This window comes from Gemmatimonas sp., assembly GCF_046594945.1.
GTDB lineage: Bacteria > Gemmatimonadota > Gemmatimonadetes > Gemmatimonadales > Gemmatimonadaceae > Gemmatimonas.
In genome coordinates this window covers 75,520-90,981 of record NZ_JBKJRB010000124.1, presented here as the reverse complement: position 1 = coordinate 90,981, position 15,462 = coordinate 75,520, and the positions used below count along the sequence as shown (strand labels likewise).

Sequence of the window (15,462 nt, the reverse complement as noted above, 5' to 3'; positions counted from 1 at the left end):
AGCAACGACTCCCACACCTCGTCGAGCTTCTCGATCGCGGCGGTGTCCACCGACGCCGGATCCAGTCGGTTCGTGAGGCGACGTCGGTTTCGGTGATACGACTTTTCGTAGCGCGCTTCCGCCTGTTGACTGGGCAGGTTCTTCGCATACCACCCGGCCACCACGGCCAGCGTGGTTTCGTTCCATTCGGACGCCGGGAGCGACAGGTCCTCGTATTTGAGCACGAGTTCCCATTCAAAGGAGCGGTGCTCAGCGGTGAACGAACCCTGATCGGACATCGAGCGGCTCCTCTTCGGGAAATGGGGACGGGTCGGGCGCGGCGCGCACCGGCACAACCCTCACGGAACGTAGCGCCCTCCGCAACAACCCGGTGCCGTCGACGGCTCCGTTGGACCGATCCGTGCAATTGCACTAACCGAGCAGAGCGCCAACTTGCGCTTCAGCTCGCCGCGATGATATCACCTTCACCAGGACTTCCCATGCCACTGACCACGAAGCAACTACAGCACCTTGAACAGCGCCTCCACGAGGAGCGCACCCGCCTCCTCGAGCAGCTTCAGGACTTCGTGAGCGAGGAGTCGTCCGAGGACAGTCAGGAGCTTGCTGGCGATCTCTCCAAGTTTCCCACCCATTCGGCCGACTTGGGCACCGACGTCGCCAATGAAGAGCTCGAAGCGTCCGTTTCAACGCGGCGCTCAGCCGAAATCGCTGAAATCGACGCCGCGCTAGAACGGCTGGCCACGTCGCCCGAGACGTTCGGGCTCGACGAGCAGTCGGGGGCGGAAATTCCCTTCGCGCGGCTCGACATCATCCCCTATGCGCGCGTGAACGTGGCATCGTAGCTGGCGCGGTGCCTTGCGGATGCCAGTGAGAGACGCGTTTCTTAGCAAGTCGCCCGTCGCTTCCCTCACGCACAAGCCCAGCCATGGCCATCGAGCACACGCCCAGTCGTAACGAAGAGGAATACTTCGCCCGCGTCGACGCCGACCTGCGCAAGGAGCTACGCGCCAAGGCCGACGCCGACCGCGCGGCTCAGGTCGCCGCCGAGCGCAACAAATGCCCGCGCGATGGCACGCCGCTGGTGCCGCGCGAGTCGCACCACGTCATCATCGATACCTGTCCCACCTGCGACGGGATCTGGCTCGATAAGGGTGAACTCGAAATTCTCGCGAAGGGACAGGCTGAGCATACCGGCTTCGTCGGCAACTTGCTGAACATTTTCAAGTAGGAGGCCGCCCATGTCGCTTCGTCTCCGTCCGTTGGCTGTTCTCGGTGCGGCGTTCGTGTCCGCGCCTCTGCTCGTGCCGTCGTTGGCGTTCGCCCAGTCGAAGGGACTCGACGAAAGCGACATTATGCGCCTCAAATCGGTCGGCGGCGTGGCTATGGCACCCGACGGCGCTCGCGTGCTCTACGCCATCAGCGCGTGGGAGCATCCGAGCGCCAAGGGTGACACGGCGCTCGGCGATAAGCACGAACGTCGCTCGCATCTGTTCATGGTGCCCGCGGTCGGTGGCGCGCCGCGTCAACTCACCTTCGGCGAACGCGGCGAAGCCCAAGCGCAGTGGTCGCCCGATGGTCGGACCATTTCGTTCGTGGCCGCACGCGGTTCAGGCACTGGCGACGACGCGCCAAAGCCGCAGCTCTGGCTGCTGCCGGCCGACGGCGGCGAATCGCGTCAACTCACCACGGTGCGCGACGGCGTGTCGTCGTACGTATGGTCGCCCGATGGATCGCGTATTGCCATCGTGACGACGGATACGCTCACCCGTGAGCAGGAAGCGAAGCTCCGCCGTCGTGACGATCCGAAGGTGTACGAAAACGACTTCCGTCTCAATCACCTGTGGGTGATCGACGTGGCGTCGGGGAAAGCCACCAAAGTCACGTCGGGTGCGTACACGGTGAGCGGTGTGCCGAATTGGTCGCCCGATGGCCGCAAGCTCGGTTTCCGCGCGTCGCCGACGCCGATGATTCGCGATGAACGCGGCAACGCCTTTGTGGTCGATGTGGCGTCGCTCGCGCTCGATGCAATCACCACCACCAACGATGCCGAATCGGCGCCGCAGTTCTCGCCCGATGGCAAGACGCTGGCGTTCACGATGCTGCCGCACGAAATGGCGCCGCACAAGGACGGCATCATGCCGCGCACGCTGCGTAATGCGCGATTGGTCACATTCGACATCGCCACTCGCACGGTCACGAATCACGCACGAACGGATTTTGATGTGGAAGCGGGTGCACCGCGCTGGTCGCCCCTTGGAACACATCTTTGGTTCACGGCGAGTGATCGCGTGTGGACGTCGCTGTACGCGTACGACATCGCCTCCAAGACCTACAGCAAGCGCACCAAGGACGTGTTGGTACAAGGGGTGTCTGTCGACGCGAAGGGCAGCCGGATCGCCATGGTGCTCGACACGCCGGATTGGCCTGGCGAAGTGTTCATTCAGGACGGCGCGTCGGCACCGAAGCGAATCACAAACACGAACGCGTGGCTCAGCGAGCGGGCGCTCGGCGCGTCGCGCGTGATCACGTGGAAGTCGAAGGACGGCCGTGAAGTCGAGGGCGTACTGCTGCTTCCTGTGGGATATCGCGAAGGCACCAAGGTGCCGCTCGTGGTGTCCGCGCATGGAGGGCCCACTGGTGCGCACACGAACGGCTTCAAGGCAGGCACCAGCCCGGGACAGACGTACGCCGCGCGTGGCTGGGCGGTGTTGTATCCGAATCCGCGTGGCTCCACCGGCTACGGCGAATGGTGGATGCACGCCAATACCGGTGACTGGGGCGGCGGTGACTACCGCGACATCATGACCGGTGTCGATGATCTCATCAAGCGCGGCATCGCCGATTCCACGCGCATGGCGTTCGAAGGCTGGAGCTACGGCGGCTACATGACCTCGTGGGTGGTGTCGCAGACCGGGCGCTTCAAGGCCGCCATGATGGGTGCCGGGTTGCCGTCGCTGCTCTCGATGGCCGGCACGACCGACATTCCGGGCTATATCAACACGTTCTTCGGTGATCCGCAGTACGACGGCTCGATCGTGAACGCGAACATCCGGAAATACCTCGAGCGATCGGGTATCAGCTACAGCGACAAGGTCACCACGCCGTTGCTGATTCTACACGGCGGCAACGACGAGCGAGTGCCGATCGGCCAGCCGATGGAGTTCTATCGCGCGCTCAAGGATCGCGGCAAGACCACCGAGCTGGTGTTCTATCCGCGTGAAGGGCACGGATTCACCGAGTACTACCACCAGATGGACCGCATGAAACGCGAGTACGAGTGGATGGCGCGCTTCACGCTCGGCAACACGGTGAAGACGGCGATGTAATTCGATGCGGGAACGCAAGCGCGGCGGGCGGGTTGATCTGGTGTGACCACCCCTGATCAAGTCGCCCGCCGTCCGTTTCTGACCGCCGAATGGCGATATCTCGTGATGCTGAATTTCGAGATCCCGCCGGCGGTGCTCGAACCGCTCGTGCCCAAGCACACGGTGCTCGATCTGTTCGAGGGGCGCGCCGTGGCGAGCATTGTGGGCTTTCGCTTCCTGAACACCCGCGTGCTCGGCATTCCGGTGCCGTTCCATCGTGATTTCGACGAAGTGAACCTACGCTTCTACGTGAAGCGGCCCATGCCCGATGGATCGGCCCGCCGCGGCGTGGTGTTCGTGCGCGAGCTCGTGCCACGGGCCGCGATCGCCTACACCGCGCGGCTCTGCTACAACGAGCCCTATACGGCCCTGCCGATGCACAGTCGCGTGCCGCCCTCGCTCATGCCGTCGCCCGGACGCCTGATGTATGGCTGGTTCGCGAACGCGCAGCACCAACAGGTGAGTGTGACCGCGGTCGGCGAACCGCAACCGCTCGTACGCGGGTCGGAGCCAGAGTTCATCGCCGAGCACTATTGGGGGTACACCGCGCAGCGAAACGGCGGCACGGTGGAGTATCAGGTCGCGCATCCTTCGTGGCGGGTGTGGCAGGCGTCGGCCCCGTCGTTCGACGCGGATGTGCGCGGTTTGTATGGCGCGGCGTTCGTGGCGCCGCTGTCGCTGCCGCCGCGCTCGATGTTCGTGGCGGAAGGATCTCCGGTCACGGTGTACCGACCCACACGCCTGCGCTAGCCCGATCGGTTGACAGCCGATATGCGCGGGCTCAACTACCACGCGTGGATAATGTCACGCATGCTCTGGCCGGTCTGCTCATGGCCGACGCCACCGTTTCGTATGTGCAGCGCCGTATCGGTCGCGCCTCCCCCGGTGGGGTAGAGGCGCCGTCGTTGGCGCGATTCCGTCGCGCCGCCGTGGTGCTCGGGATCGCCGCCGCCGAATTCCCCGATGTGGATCTGGTGTACTCGGGGCCGATGGTGGCGATGGGGAAGCTGGGCTACCTGCTACACCATCGCGGACACACGCACACCGTGGTGTGGGCACTGGCGAGTGCGGTGGTGCTCTGGGCGATCACGCGGTGGTGGTGGCAGCGGGGTCTCAAGGGGCGGGAACGGGCCGACGCATCGTCGGCGATCGTATCACGGGTTGGCGCACGGGCACTGTTGGTATTGGCGCTCGCCGGCACGCTGTCGCACCTGCTGCTCGACTTCACTAACAGCTACGGCGTGCACCCGTTCTGGCCGTTCGACAATCGCTGGTACTACGGCGACGCGATCTTTATCGTGGAGCCATGGCTCATGGTGGTCGCGATTCCCCCGCTCGTCTGGGGACCGCGTCGGGTGGTCGGGCGCGTGCTCTTGCTCGTGGCGCTGGCGGGTGTCCTTGCGCTCTGCTGGTTCGCCGGTGAGGTGTCGTCGTCCGTCGCGCTGGGCGTGACGGTCATGGCGTTGCTTGGTCTGTTGCTGCAGCGCACCGTGGCCCCCCGCGCGCGTCCAGTCACCGGTCTTGCGGCGTGGGTCGTGGTCACAACGATGTTCTTTCTCTCGTCGGTACAGTCGCGAGCCGTGGTGCGGGAGTTGGTCACTGACGGCTCGCTGCGCGACGTCGTGCTCACGCCAGCCGCCGCCGATCCGCGGTGCTTTTCGGCCATCGTGGTCACCTCCACCGGCTCGGAGTACCGCGTCACTCTGGCCACCGTCGCTCCCTGGAGCTCCGGACTGAACGCCGCGGGTTGCGTTGCGCTACGATCGGGACGGGCAAGAAATACGCTCGGCTCGCTGACCGGCGTTTTCCGCTCGGTACCGTTTGCCGCGTCACCGGCGGTGGCGTGGGGGGAAACCTGGGCGGTGCCGCGCGCTGATTTCGTGACGTTGGCGGCAACGCGTTGCGAGTTCGCGGCGGCTCTGCGATTTATGCGTACGCCCGTGTGGTCTCTAGACGGCCGCGGTGTTGCGGTGCTGGCCGATGCACGGTTCGGCGCTGACGGCGGCGGCTTTGCGGGCCTTCCGGTCGGGCCTAGCGCGACCTGCTCGCTCGAGGGCAAGTGGATCCCGCCATGGGTACCGCCGCGGGCGGATGTGTTGGCGCGGGGGAAGTGAGAACTCCGAGGTTCAGAGGCGAAGAGGAAACGAGAACGGCGAAGTTGGCTTTTTGAGTGCATGTTTTGCGGGCGCGGTCTAATTCTCATCGGTGCTCCATGACTCTCAGTCGTCGGCACTTCCTGACGCAACTGACGGCAGCTGCGGCGATCTCTCGTGTCGGTGCCGTCCCGTCGCTCTCGTGGCCGGTGCCCCAGGCACGTCCTCGCCCAAGCGCGCAACAACTCGCCTGGCAGCGTGATGAGCTGGCGCTTTTCATCCATTTCGGTGTGAACACGTTTACCGATCGCGAGTGGGGTGACGGAACGGAATCGCCGTCGATTTTTAATCCCACGCGGCTCGATGCACGCCAGTGGGTGCGTTCGGCCAAGGCCGCCGGCGCGAAATCGATGGTGCTCACCGCCAAACACCACGACGGGTTTTGTCTGTGGCCGACGGAAACGACTTCGCATTCGGTGGCGTCGAGTCCGTGGCGGAACGGCACCGGTGACGTCGTGCGCGAGTTCGTCGACGCGTGTCGCATCGAGGGCGTCAAGCCAGGGCTCTATTGTTCACCATGGGATCGCAACCATCCCACGTATGGCGACTCGGCGCGTTACAACGATGTATACATGGCGCAGCTCACCGAGTTGCTCACGCGCTATGGGCCGTTGCACGAAGTGTGGTTCGATGGCGCGAATGCCGAGGGCCCGAACGGCAAGCGGCAGACGTACGACTGGCCGCGTACGTGGGCACTGGTGCGGAAGCTGCAGCCATACGCGATCATCTTTTCCGACGCGGGACCCGATGTGCGATGGATCGGCAATGAACGCGGTGTCGCCGGAGAAACGCATTGGAGTACGATCCGTCCGGAATCGGTGCCGTACATCGGCGCGAGTGGCGATGAGGTGATCGCGGCGTTGCAGCACGGACACGCCGATGGATCGGTGTGGCGCCCGAGCGAAACCGATGTCTCCATCCGGCCCGGCTGGTTCTACCATCCGGCTGAGGATGCGACGGTGAAGAGTCTCGACGACCTCGTGCAGTTGTACTTCACGAGTGTAGGACGCAATTCGAAGCTGTTGTTGAACGTGCCCCCCACGCGCGATGGCGTGCTGCACGGCGTGGATGTAGCGCGACTGGCCAGCCTGCGGGCATCGCTCGACAGGCTGTTTGCACATCCGCTCGACGTGCGCGACAGCACTTGGCGCGCGGATGGCGTACAGGGGGGCGTACGAACAATTCGACTACGAGCGCCGCAATCGGTTTCGCTGCTCGACCTGCGCGAGCCCGTGTCACGCGGCCAGCGCGTGTCGTCGTGGAGCGTCTCCACCGCGGGTCGCGATCGGCGGCTGTTGGCGAGTGGCACCACGATCGGGCACCGTCAACTGCGCCGTATCCCGAACATCTTTGTTTCGTCACTCGCGCTGCACGTGGAGAGCGTAGATGCCGTGCAGCCTGTCGAGCTCAATCTCTACGCCTAGCGCCAGGGCGGCATGAAATAATTGGCCGAGGATGTCGCTTCTTCAGCTGCAACCTCGCGCGCCACCACTCCCGTATGAGGTTCACCGTCGGTTGTGCCGCTGTACCAATCCCCCGCCCCGCAGGTCCCTTATCGCCGGAGTCATCATGCATCGACGAATTGCTTTGATTCGTATCACGCCGTCATTGCTGGCCACCGCAGCTTCGGTCATGTCGGCCGCGCTGCTCAGCGCGCAGTCGCCCGCAAAAGCCGCTGTTGCCGCACGTTTCACCTCGCTGCCTGGTGCGAACGTCATCACGGCCATTGCGACCGACTACGCGTTCGATATGCCGTCGAGCGTCCCGGCCGGTCTCACGACGATTCGCTTTTCGAACAAGGGCAAGGAGCTTCACCATATCTATCTCGTGAAGGTGGAGAAGGGAAAGAAGCCCAACGATGTGGTGGCCTACTTCAAGGCCGGTGGACCACCGCCGAAGTGGATGAAGCCGGTCGGTGGACCCAACGCCCCGGCCCCCGGTGAAGAGACGGTGTTTACCAGCAATCTCGAAGCGGGCGACTACATCGCGTTGTGCGTCATTCCGAGCCCGGGCGGTCCGCCCCATGTGATGAAGGGGATGATCAAATCCATCACCGTGACGCCATCGCCGCGCAAAGCCGCCGCGCCAGTCGCCGACGTCACGCTCACGTTGTCCGACTACGACCTGGCGTTTTCCAAGCCGTTGGCACCGGGCCGGCACGTGATCGCCGTACGCAACGCGGGCAAGCAGCCGCACGAGTTCTTCATGGCACAGCTGATGCCCGGCAAGTCTCCGATGGACATGGCGAAGTTCGCCGAGAATCCGGTCGGTGCGCCGCCGGGCAAGCCGATGGGTGGCATCACCGATATCGTGCCGGGTGACGTCGTCTATCTGCAGGTCGATGTGCCGAAGGGCGAATTCGCCTTCATGTGCTTTACGCCGGACATGAAGGACGGAAAACCGCACCTCGCGCACGGCATGATCAAGCAGATATCCGTGAAGTAGCGCGCCGCGGAGTTGCCAGCGTGATCTAGCGCTTCGATACGAAGAGCCAGAGCGCGCTGGCGAATCCGATCGCCGTGACGGCGTTGCGAACGCAGGCCTGCGGGACCTTCTGCGCCAGCCCCGACATCACGTACCCGCCAGCGCTTGAACCCACGGCCATCACGATACCGATCGGCCAGTTCACCTGACCCATCAGCGCAAACGTGATGGCGGCGATGCCGTTGAAGCAGATGCCATTGAAGTTCTTGAGGCCGTTCATCTGGTGAATGTTCGTCAGCCCCATGAGTCCGAATACCGCTAGCATGACGATGCCGGCGCCGGCGCCGAAGTACCCGCCGTAAATGCCCAACGCAAACTGCGCGATGAGCATGCCGGTGGTCGGATTCAACGGGCGTTCGATCACGCCCGTGGGCGAGGCACTGGCCCGGGCGCGCAGCCGCTTCATCACCGGCCCCTGAACAGCAAATAGCGCGGTCGCGCCAAACACGAGCCACGGTACCAGCGTGCGGAACTGCTCGTCGGTGGTGGCCAGCAGCAGCGCCGCGCCGACACCGCCTCCGAGGAGGCTCGGGACCGCGAGTCGCAGCGCCCAGCGCTCGACGCCGGCCAGTTCGCGCCGGTACCCCCACATGCTCGCCATCGACCCCGGCCAGAGGGCGAGCGTGCTGGTGGCGTTCGCCGACACGGGTGGCACACCCAGCGCGAGCAACGCCGGAAAAGTGAGCAACGTGCCGCCGCCGGCGATCGAGTTCACGGCACCACCCACGGCCGAGATGGCAGCGATGACCGCGAGCTGAGAGACGGAGGGGTTGGCCAGCAGCATTCAGCGCGGCGTCAACGGCGCAGTGCTACGCATCAGCGGCGCATCGCGGCGAGGGCGAGACACGCCCATCCCGCGATGAAGCACACGCCGCCGAGGGGCGTAATGGCGCCGAGCGCGCGAATGCCGGTGAGTGCCATCGCGTACAGCGAGCCGGAGAACAGCACAGAGCCGGCCAGAAAGAGCCAGCCGCTCGCGTTGGCCAACGATCCCGGGAAGCGGCTGACGATCCAGGCTGCGGCCAGCATCGCGATGGCATGGTACATCTGGTAGCGAGCGCCGGTTTCGAAGACGTCCAGCATGCGCGGTTCGAGACGGGCGCGAAGCGCATGCGCGCCAAACGCGCCGGCTGCAACGCCGATCGCGCCGGAGAGTGCCCCGATAATGATGAAGAGACGTTCCATCTTACGGCTTCGGGCCGATCAGGTATTCCTTCGGCGGCGTCGCGCCAAGGAGATGCTGTACGAAGTAGTCCCAGCGACGACGCATCATGTAATTCGAGGCGGAACCGTATCCGTGCAGCGCGTTCGGAATCATGAGCAGGTCGAAATCCTTACCGGCCTTGATTAGTGCGTCGACGACCAGCCAGGTGTTGTCGGGCGGCACGTTGTCGTCCATCGTGCCGTGCGCGAGCAGCAGCTTGCCCTTCAGGTTTTTCGCGAGCGTCTGATTGGCTTCCTTGTCGTAGTTGTCAACGGCGCCGATCTTCGTGAGCAGTCCGTGGTAGCGCTCGCCCCAGTCGTCTTCGTAGTTGCGGTTGTCGTGATTGCCCGACTCGGAGATGCCGACCTTGAAGAAGTCGGGGTACTGGAACATCGCCGAGGCCGTGGCGAAGCCGCCGCCCGAGTGGCCCCACATGCCCGCGCGCTCCAGGTCGATGAAGCGATAGCGCTCAGCCAGTTGCTTCATACCCGCGATCTGGTCAGGGAGCGTATTGTCGCTCATCCGAGCATAGTACGCGTCGTGAAACGACTTGGAGCGCGTCGGATTGCCGGTGCCATCGATGGCGACGATGATGAAGCCCAGCTCGGCCAGCGCCTGATTGTCGCGCGTGGCCGCGGTGAATTGACGGCTGCCCACGCTACCACCCTGCGGGCCCGGGTAGATGTAGTTGATAATCGGGTACTTTTGGGTCGAGTCGAGCGTCGTCGGCGTCCACATCAACCCGTACAGGTCCCACTTGCCGGCGCGGTCCTTCACGGTGATGCGCGTTGGCGGCTTCCAACCGGTGGCCAGTAGCTTGGAGATATCGCCGTGTTCGAGCGTGGCCATCAGCTTGCCCGTGCTCGCACTACGCAGGACGGCGGTCGGCGCCAGATCGGGGCGCGACCAACTGTCCACGAACACGGCCCCGTTGGGCGAGAGCGTGGTGTTGTGGTCCCCGTCTTCCGGCGTGAGCAGCGTGAGCCCCTTCCCGTTCATGCCAATGCGATACAAGTGACGGAAATACGGATCGCGGCTCGCTTCCTTTCCGGCCGCCACGAACCAGATCATGCGCGATTTCGCGTCGACGCGCTCAACAGAGAGCACCGGACCGTCTCCCGTCGTGATCTTCGACTTCAGCGCACCCGTGGTGAGGTCGTAGAGATACAGCTGGCCCCAGTCGTCGCGCTCCGAGAACCAAATCAGTTCGTTCGTCGCGGGAAGCACGCGCCAGTTCGCCACGTTATCGCCGCTCTCAAACTGCGTCGCCACCTCTTCACGCAGCACCTCGCGTACCGCGCCGGTGTGGGCGTCGGCGATACGCAGTGTCGCGATCTTGTGGTCACGCGAATTCGACAAGAACGCGAGCTTGGAACCGTCGGCGTACCACTCCACGTCGGAGAGCTCCCCGCCACTGCACGAGATGTGGTCGCACACCGACGACCGGTGCTGATCGGCCGGCATGTTGAAGCGCACCACCGTCGGTGACGCCGCCGACAGATCGACGATCACCCGGTGAATCATCGACACGACGCTGTCGCCCGGGAGCGGGTACTTCCACGCGCTCAACTCGGGGTGACCGACCTTCGTCTTGACGAGATACATCTCGCCGACGTTGCGCTGATCCTGCTGGAACGTGGCCATCTTCTTCGAGTCCGGCGACCAAGTGAGAATCGCGCGATCCGAGTGAATCCAACCGGCGTTGTCAGTGGCGTACCCGAAATCCTTCACGCCGTCGGTGGTGACCTGCGTTTCTCTATTCGTGGCCACGTCGCGAACCCAGAGGTTCCAGTCGCGGATGAATGCGCCGGTCTTGCCATCGGGCGAGACATGCTCTGGCGGGCGGCCGCCGGGACGGGCCGCAGGTCGCCCGTCGCCGCGTGCCGGCGCCGCCGGACAATTGGCGCCCGTCGCGGTGCAGTCGGTCTTGGTGCGCGTCTTCGGGTCGACGACCACGAGCGGAGAGCTTCCGTCGGGCTGCCGAACGCGATACGTGAAGCGTCCGTCGGGTAGCCAGCTCGGCTGCACGCCAGTGCGCGACACCAGATTCGCCGTGTTGAAGGCAAGGAAGCGCTCGGCGCGGGCGTAGTCGGCGGCGGTAATCGCACGCGACTGGGCGAATAGCGGAGCGGCCAGGAACGGCCCAACAAGGACGGCACGGAAGAGAGAACGGTGCATCGGCAAAATGGGTGGAGGGTGCGTACCACTGAAAGGTGCCCCGGTGGCCCGTGTCAGGGAAAGCCCGAATCCCAAGCGACCTGCCATCAGGAATCTTTCCGGCGAATCCTTTGGGCCGCTTTCCGGCCCTGTCCGATAGGGATGTCAGGTTCGCTCGCGGCTCACCTTTCTACTGGAAACCTCCATGTCCGCCATGCTACCCAAAAACATCGGCACCGTCGACCGGGCCATCCGCGTTGTCCTCGGGATCGGCTTGCTGGCCCTCGCCTTCACCGGCCCGCAGACGCCATGGGGCTACCTCGGCTTCATCCCGTTGCTCACGGCGGCCATCGGATCGTGCCCGCTGTACACGATCCTCGGCTTCTCTACGTGCGCGGTCCCGAAACGCCTGTGAGCGACAGCCGGCTGCCGCCATGACGGCGCCGACGTGTTCACACGCCTGATCACCCTGATCACCCTGATCACCCTGATCACGGTGATCACACGCCGTCTCACACGGTGGAGCCGGCGATGGCCGCCGCCGTGCGGAGCCCCACCGCCACGAACGTGAGCGTGCCGTTACAGCACGACGCCGTTGGCTGCGCGGGCGCGCCAGCCACCCAGAGATTCTCGTGGTCGTGCGCGCGTCCGTGCGCGTCGACCACACTCTCCGTAGGATCGGTACCCATTCGGCAACCACCGACCGGATGCTCCTGCCCGAGATCGTTGGCGCTGTTCTCCATGCGCAGAATTTCACCGCCGCCGGCCTTGGCCATCGTGCGGAAGAGCTCACGCAGCTGCTCCTCTTGCCAGTCCTTCAGCGCCGCACTCTCCGCCGCGTCCTTGAAGGACACATTCGGCATCGGGTCGCCGAATCGGTTGGTCGTCGCGACGTCGAGCGACAGCGCACTCTCCTTGTCGGGGAGCACGTCGTAATAGCCGCGCACCCGCGCGGTCGCCCCCCGAGCGCGTTGCTGCCAGTCTTTCATGAGCGCATCGCCGAACAGGATGCTGCCATCGTCGTCGCGCAAGCGCGGCTCACGCCCTACGCTCGATTCCCAGATGCGCAGATCATGGCGCAGATAGCGTGACGAGCGCGGGACCCGCATGAATTGCTTCGACACGAGCGAGTGCTGCACGTTGATGCCCGGGAACAGCTCCATAGGCAGGCGCAAATACGCGTTCACATTGCGATGGCCGGCGAGATACTTGCCCACCAGTCCGCTGCGATTGGCCAGTCCGTTCGGGAAGGCGCTGTTCTTCGACAGCAACAGCAAGTGCGGCGACCACACGAAGCCTGCCGCCAGCACGAACGTGCCACCTTCAATGGTGACCTCCTCGCCTGAGGCGTTCGTGCGATTGCCGGTCGCGCGAGTGATGCGTCCCGTTTGGGGATCCGCCTCCAGCCTGCGCACCAACGTCTCGGTCACGAGCGTGATGCGCTTGCGCGCGACCAACGCCTCCCACGTGAAGTCGGGCGAGTACTTGGCGCCAGTGGGACACACTGGATAGCAGGTATCGCAGCGCTGACACTGCGCGCGGCCATCGTGCTGCACGGAGTTCTTCGCACTCGGCGTGCTCCATGTGGCAATGCCGGCCTTCGTGGCCCATTGCTGTAACTGCGCGAGATTATAGTTGACCGGAAGCGGCGGTAGCGGATACGGCTTGCCGCGCGGATCGAGGGCAACCGGCCCTTGTTCACCGGCCACGCCCATCCGCTCTTCGGCCTCCTGATAAAACGGATCAAGGTCGTCGTAGCTGAACGGCCAATCGCTGCCGACGCCGTACATCGATTGCAGTCGGAAATCCTCCGGCGAATAGCGTGGCGACACACCGCCCCAGTGCATCGCCAATCCCCCCACGTTCATGCTGGGCGAGAAGCCCCAGGTTGTACCCGTGGCGTTCTGGTCGTCGAGGTGATCCTGCTTCCAAGGGCTCTCGCCGTACGCCCGCCACCGCTCCCGCGCCTTCACGCGATCAACGAATGGCGTGGTCGGTTTGCCGGCTTCGATTACCAGAATTGACTTGCTGGTCTTTTCGGCGAGCGACGCGGCCATCAGGGCGGCGGTAATACCGCTGCCCACGATCACGATGTCGGCACTGTGCGTCTTCATGCGCGCGGCTCCGTAGTCGCGGTTGGGTTCGAGATTGAGGTCACGGGGAGTGGCTTGCGCGTGGCATCGCCGAGCGTGCGGCACACGCCGGGAGCCACGCGCGCGCCGAGCGCACGGTCCCACGCGTCTGGACTCGACGACCAGTGCGCCAGCAGCGCGATCGCGATGTGGCTCGCGCTAAGTGGTGTCGGCAGCCGGTCACCACGCTGGTTGCGCAACACGGCGTCAAGCAACTCCTGGCGCTTGGCCAGTGGCAGCGTGGAAAAGCCAGCCGTGCCGTGCTTGTGCGCCAGCAGATCCAGCGCCGTGAGTTGTGCACGCCACGCTGGCGAGGGATCGGCCGGCAGATAGCGAATGTCGGCGTACCCGTAACCGTGCATCTCCTCTGCCACAGGTTCGTAGCCATCGGCCCACGCCACGAACGCATCGGTCGCCGTGCGGATGGCGGGCGCGCCCAGTGAAGCGGGCAACACGGCGGTGGCGACGGCGTCAAGCAACACGCGATCAAATCCCCGGAGGCGCTCGTCGCTATTGTCCTGACCGGTCGAGTTGCTGGCCGTCGGGTCCTTCACCGCACAGGCGGTGGCCACGGTGCCGACCGTCGCCGCACCGGCCGTGAGGGCGCTGGCGGTCTTCAGGAAATTGCGTCGTGTGGTCATTTCCGTGCTCCGGCAACGCGTGCCCCATCGTTGCGATACACGCGACCGCCTTTCATGACGAACGACACATGTTGCGACGCTTCGATCCGTGCGACGGGATCGCCGTCGGTCGCGATCAAATCGGCGGCGTAGCCCACCGCCACTCGGCCGATCTCTTTCTCGAGCCCCAGCGATTCGGCCGCGCGACTCGTGGCACTGATAAGCGCGTCCATAGCCGATTGGCCGCCGCGGCGCACGCGACAGACCAACTCTTCGGCATTGCGCCCGTGCGCTCCGGCCACGGCGTCGGTCCCGAACACGAGCTTCAACGTGGGGAGCTTCGCGGCAAGACCGATGCCCTTTTCCGCCAGCGGAATCGCCTGTTCCATCGACGCGAAGCCAACCGCGTTGTAGTTGCCGATCCCCTCGAACCACGGCTTGTTGTCGAGATAATTGTGAAACACCAGACCGCACTGCGGATCGAAGAACGTGCCGCGCTGCACCAGCAGCGCACGCGTCGCATCGTCGGCGAACACACCATGCTCCACCTGCGTGCATCCGGCACGCGCCACGCGCTGCACGGCCTCGGCCGAATGTGCATGCACCACGGAGCGCAACCCTTGCGCCGTAGCCTCGCCGCAGGCGGCATCGAGCTGCTCAGGCGTCATCGTGGCTTCGCCGCCGTCACGAATCGACTTCGAGGCGAAGATCTTGATCACGTCGGCACCTCGCGCCTTGAATCGACGCACCACGGCGCGCAGGGAATCGGGAGATCCGCCCCCCGACCGTTCGTTGAGCGAGCCGAGCGAGGTGATCACCCGCGGGCCGGGAATGCGTCCGGCATTGATCGCGTCGCGCAACACGGCGTTGTCGGCCTCGCCGATGCTCTGCACCGTGGTGAAACCGGCGCGCAGTGTCGCCCACGCGTTTCCGGCGCGCTGCAGCGTACTCACCTCCGGCGTGTCACCGTCACGGTCTTCGTGCAGTCGCTGTTTGTCGGTGATGTACCAGCCGAGGTGCACGTGCGTATCGATGAACCCCGGCAGCAACGTACGGGCGCCGAGGTCGATGCCCCCAGCCGGCAGCGCGCCGGCCGACGCGCGCATGGCAGTGATCCGGCCATCCTGCACGGTTACGTCCTGATTGCGCAGGGTACGCCCGCTTCCGTCGACGACCCGCGCGGCGCGCAGGACGACGAGCGTCGCGATCGGCGGGCGGGTCGTCTGTGCCGGCAGGGTTGTAGCGGCACACGTCAGCAGAGTCGCCACGAGGCGGAGGGGCAGACGGCGGCGGGGCCGAGCAGATGGTGCAGGCATCGGAAGTCAGGGTAGTGGGAGAACTCCACAA

15 protein-coding genes are annotated in these 15,462 nt (G+C 64.8%); 8 read left to right on the top strand and 7 right to left on the bottom strand.

Annotated features, from left to right (window positions below; translation table 11 throughout):
- Window positions 1-278: hypothetical protein (locus tag ACLL97_RS15305; RefSeq protein WP_411281343.1), on the bottom strand; the 278-nt coding region annotated here is incomplete at its 3' end.
- Between the two features lie 201 nt (window positions 279-479).
- Between ACLL97_RS15305 and ACLL97_RS15300 the strand changes: the two genes are divergently transcribed.
- The 7 genes from ACLL97_RS15300 (at window position 480) to ACLL97_RS15270 (ending at window position 7,963) form a co-directional block, all read left to right on the top strand.
- Window positions 480-842 carry a TraR/DksA family transcriptional regulator gene (locus tag ACLL97_RS15300; RefSeq protein WP_411281342.1) on the top strand — a complete coding sequence of 121 codons (363 nt, stop codon included), beginning with the start codon at window positions 480-482 and terminating at the stop codon, window positions 840-842.
- An 83-nt stretch (window positions 843-925) separates the two neighbouring features.
- Window positions 926-1,228 (top strand): zf-TFIIB domain-containing protein, encoded by a 303-nt coding sequence (locus tag ACLL97_RS15295; RefSeq protein WP_411281341.1) that lies wholly within the window; start codon window positions 926-928, stop codon window positions 1,226-1,228.
- A gap of 10 nt (window positions 1,229-1,238) precedes the next feature.
- Window positions 1,239-3,326, top strand: coding sequence for a prolyl oligopeptidase family serine peptidase (locus ACLL97_RS15290; RefSeq protein WP_411281340.1), 2,088 nt, complete (start codon window positions 1,239-1,241; stop codon window positions 3,324-3,326).
- Between the two features lie 105 nt (window positions 3,327-3,431).
- Window positions 3,432-4,115, top strand: coding sequence for a YqjF family protein (locus ACLL97_RS15285; RefSeq protein ID WP_411281345.1), 684 nt, complete (start codon window positions 3,432-3,434; stop codon window positions 4,113-4,115).
- A gap of 44 nt (window positions 4,116-4,159) precedes the next feature.
- Window positions 4,160-5,479: a metal-dependent hydrolase gene (locus ACLL97_RS15280; RefSeq protein WP_411281339.1), complete on the top strand. Its 1,320-nt coding sequence runs from the start codon at window positions 4,160-4,162 to the stop codon at window positions 5,477-5,479.
- A 98-nt stretch (window positions 5,480-5,577) separates the two neighbouring features.
- The gene (locus ACLL97_RS15275; RefSeq protein ID WP_411281338.1) at window positions 5,578-6,942 is read left to right on the top strand and encodes an alpha-L-fucosidase; all 1,365 of its coding nucleotides are present in this window, start codon (window positions 5,578-5,580) and stop codon (window positions 6,940-6,942) included.
- Between the two features lie 145 nt (window positions 6,943-7,087).
- Window positions 7,088-7,963 (top strand): hypothetical protein, encoded by an 876-nt coding sequence (locus tag ACLL97_RS15270; protein WP_411281337.1) that lies wholly within the window; start codon window positions 7,088-7,090, stop codon window positions 7,961-7,963.
- 25 nt (window positions 7,964-7,988) lie between these two features.
- On the opposite strand, the gene ACLL97_RS15265 is transcribed toward ACLL97_RS15270, so the two are convergent.
- The 3 genes from ACLL97_RS15265 to ACLL97_RS15255 are packed head-to-tail and all read right to left on the bottom strand — an operon-like array spanning window position 7,989 to window position 11,384.
- Window positions 7,989-8,786, bottom strand: a complete 798-nt coding sequence (locus ACLL97_RS15265; RefSeq protein ID WP_411281336.1) for a sulfite exporter TauE/SafE family protein — start codon at window positions 8,784-8,786, stop codon at window positions 7,989-7,991.
- A 32-nt stretch (window positions 8,787-8,818) separates the two neighbouring features.
- Window positions 8,819-9,187 (bottom strand): DUF423 domain-containing protein, encoded by a 369-nt coding sequence (locus ACLL97_RS15260; protein WP_411281335.1) that lies wholly within the window; start codon window positions 9,185-9,187, stop codon window positions 8,819-8,821.
- A gap of 1 nt (window position 9,188) precedes the next feature.
- Complete coding sequence (locus tag ACLL97_RS15255) at window positions 9,189-11,384, bottom strand: DPP IV N-terminal domain-containing protein (protein WP_411281334.1); 2,196 nt, start codon at window positions 11,382-11,384, stop codon at window positions 9,189-9,191.
- A gap of 184 nt (window positions 11,385-11,568) precedes the next feature.
- On the opposite strand from ACLL97_RS15255, the gene ACLL97_RS15250 reads away from it, so the two are divergent.
- Entirely contained in the window at window positions 11,569-11,778 is a 210-nt protein-coding gene (locus ACLL97_RS15250) for a DUF2892 domain-containing protein (RefSeq protein WP_411281333.1), read from the top strand.
- Window positions 11,779-11,875: 97 nt separating this feature from the next.
- Here ACLL97_RS15250 and ACLL97_RS15245 read toward each other — a convergent pair whose 3' ends face one another.
- The 3 genes from ACLL97_RS15245 to ACLL97_RS15235 are packed head-to-tail and all read right to left on the bottom strand — an operon-like array spanning window position 11,876 to window position 15,383.
- A complete protein-coding gene (locus ACLL97_RS15245; protein ID WP_411281332.1) occupies window positions 11,876-13,477 on the bottom strand; it encodes a GMC family oxidoreductase in 1,602 nt (533 codons plus the stop codon).
- Complete coding sequence (locus tag ACLL97_RS15240; RefSeq protein WP_411281331.1) at window positions 13,474-14,136, bottom strand: twin-arginine translocation signal domain-containing protein; 663 nt, start codon at window positions 14,134-14,136, stop codon at window positions 13,474-13,476. Before ACLL97_RS15240 ends, ACLL97_RS15245 begins: the two co-directional genes overlap by 4 nt.
- Window positions 14,133-15,383 carry an amidohydrolase family protein gene (locus tag ACLL97_RS15235; protein ID WP_411281330.1) on the bottom strand — a complete coding sequence of 417 codons (1,251 nt, stop codon included), beginning with the start codon at window positions 15,381-15,383 and terminating at the stop codon, window positions 14,133-14,135. The genes ACLL97_RS15240 and ACLL97_RS15235 overlap by 4 nt, the downstream gene beginning before the upstream one ends.
- Between the last annotated feature and the right edge of the window lie 79 nt (window positions 15,384-15,462).

Bases quoted from the DNA above. Each gene is read 5' to 3' on its own strand.
- ACLL97_RS15300 (WP_411281342.1), top strand. From the start codon at position 480: ATGCCACTGACCACGAAGCAACTACAGCACCTTGAACAGCGCCTCCAC.
- ACLL97_RS15295 (WP_411281341.1), top strand. From the start codon at position 926: ATGGCCATCGAGCACACGCCCAGTCGTAACGAAGAGGAATACTTCGCC.
- ACLL97_RS15290 (WP_411281340.1), top strand. From the start codon at position 1,239: ATGTCGCTTCGTCTCCGTCCGTTGGCTGTTCTCGGTGCGGCGTTCGTG.
- ACLL97_RS15285 (WP_411281345.1), top strand. From the start codon at position 3,432: ATGCTGAATTTCGAGATCCCGCCGGCGGTGCTCGAACCGCTCGTGCCC.
- ACLL97_RS15275 (WP_411281338.1), top strand. From the start codon at position 5,578: ATGACTCTCAGTCGTCGGCACTTCCTGACGCAACTGACGGCAGCTGCG.
- ACLL97_RS15270 (WP_411281337.1), top strand. From the start codon at position 7,088: ATGCATCGACGAATTGCTTTGATTCGTATCACGCCGTCATTGCTGGCC.
- ACLL97_RS15265 (WP_411281336.1), bottom strand. From the start codon at position 8,786: ATGCTGCTGGCCAACCCCTCCGTCTCTCAGCTCGCGGTCATCGCTGCC.
- ACLL97_RS15260 (WP_411281335.1), bottom strand. From the start codon at position 9,187: ATGGAACGTCTCTTCATCATTATCGGGGCACTCTCCGGCGCGATCGGC.
- ACLL97_RS15255 (WP_411281334.1), bottom strand. From the start codon at position 11,384: ATGCACCGTTCTCTCTTCCGTGCCGTCCTTGTTGGGCCGTTCCTGGCC.
- ACLL97_RS15250 (WP_411281333.1), top strand. From the start codon at position 11,569: ATGTCCGCCATGCTACCCAAAAACATCGGCACCGTCGACCGGGCCATC.
- ACLL97_RS15245 (WP_411281332.1), bottom strand. From the start codon at position 13,477: ATGAAGACGCACAGTGCCGACATCGTGATCGTGGGCAGCGGTATTACC.
- ACLL97_RS15240 (WP_411281331.1), bottom strand. From the start codon at position 14,136: ATGACCACACGACGCAATTTCCTGAAGACCGCCAGCGCCCTCACGGCC.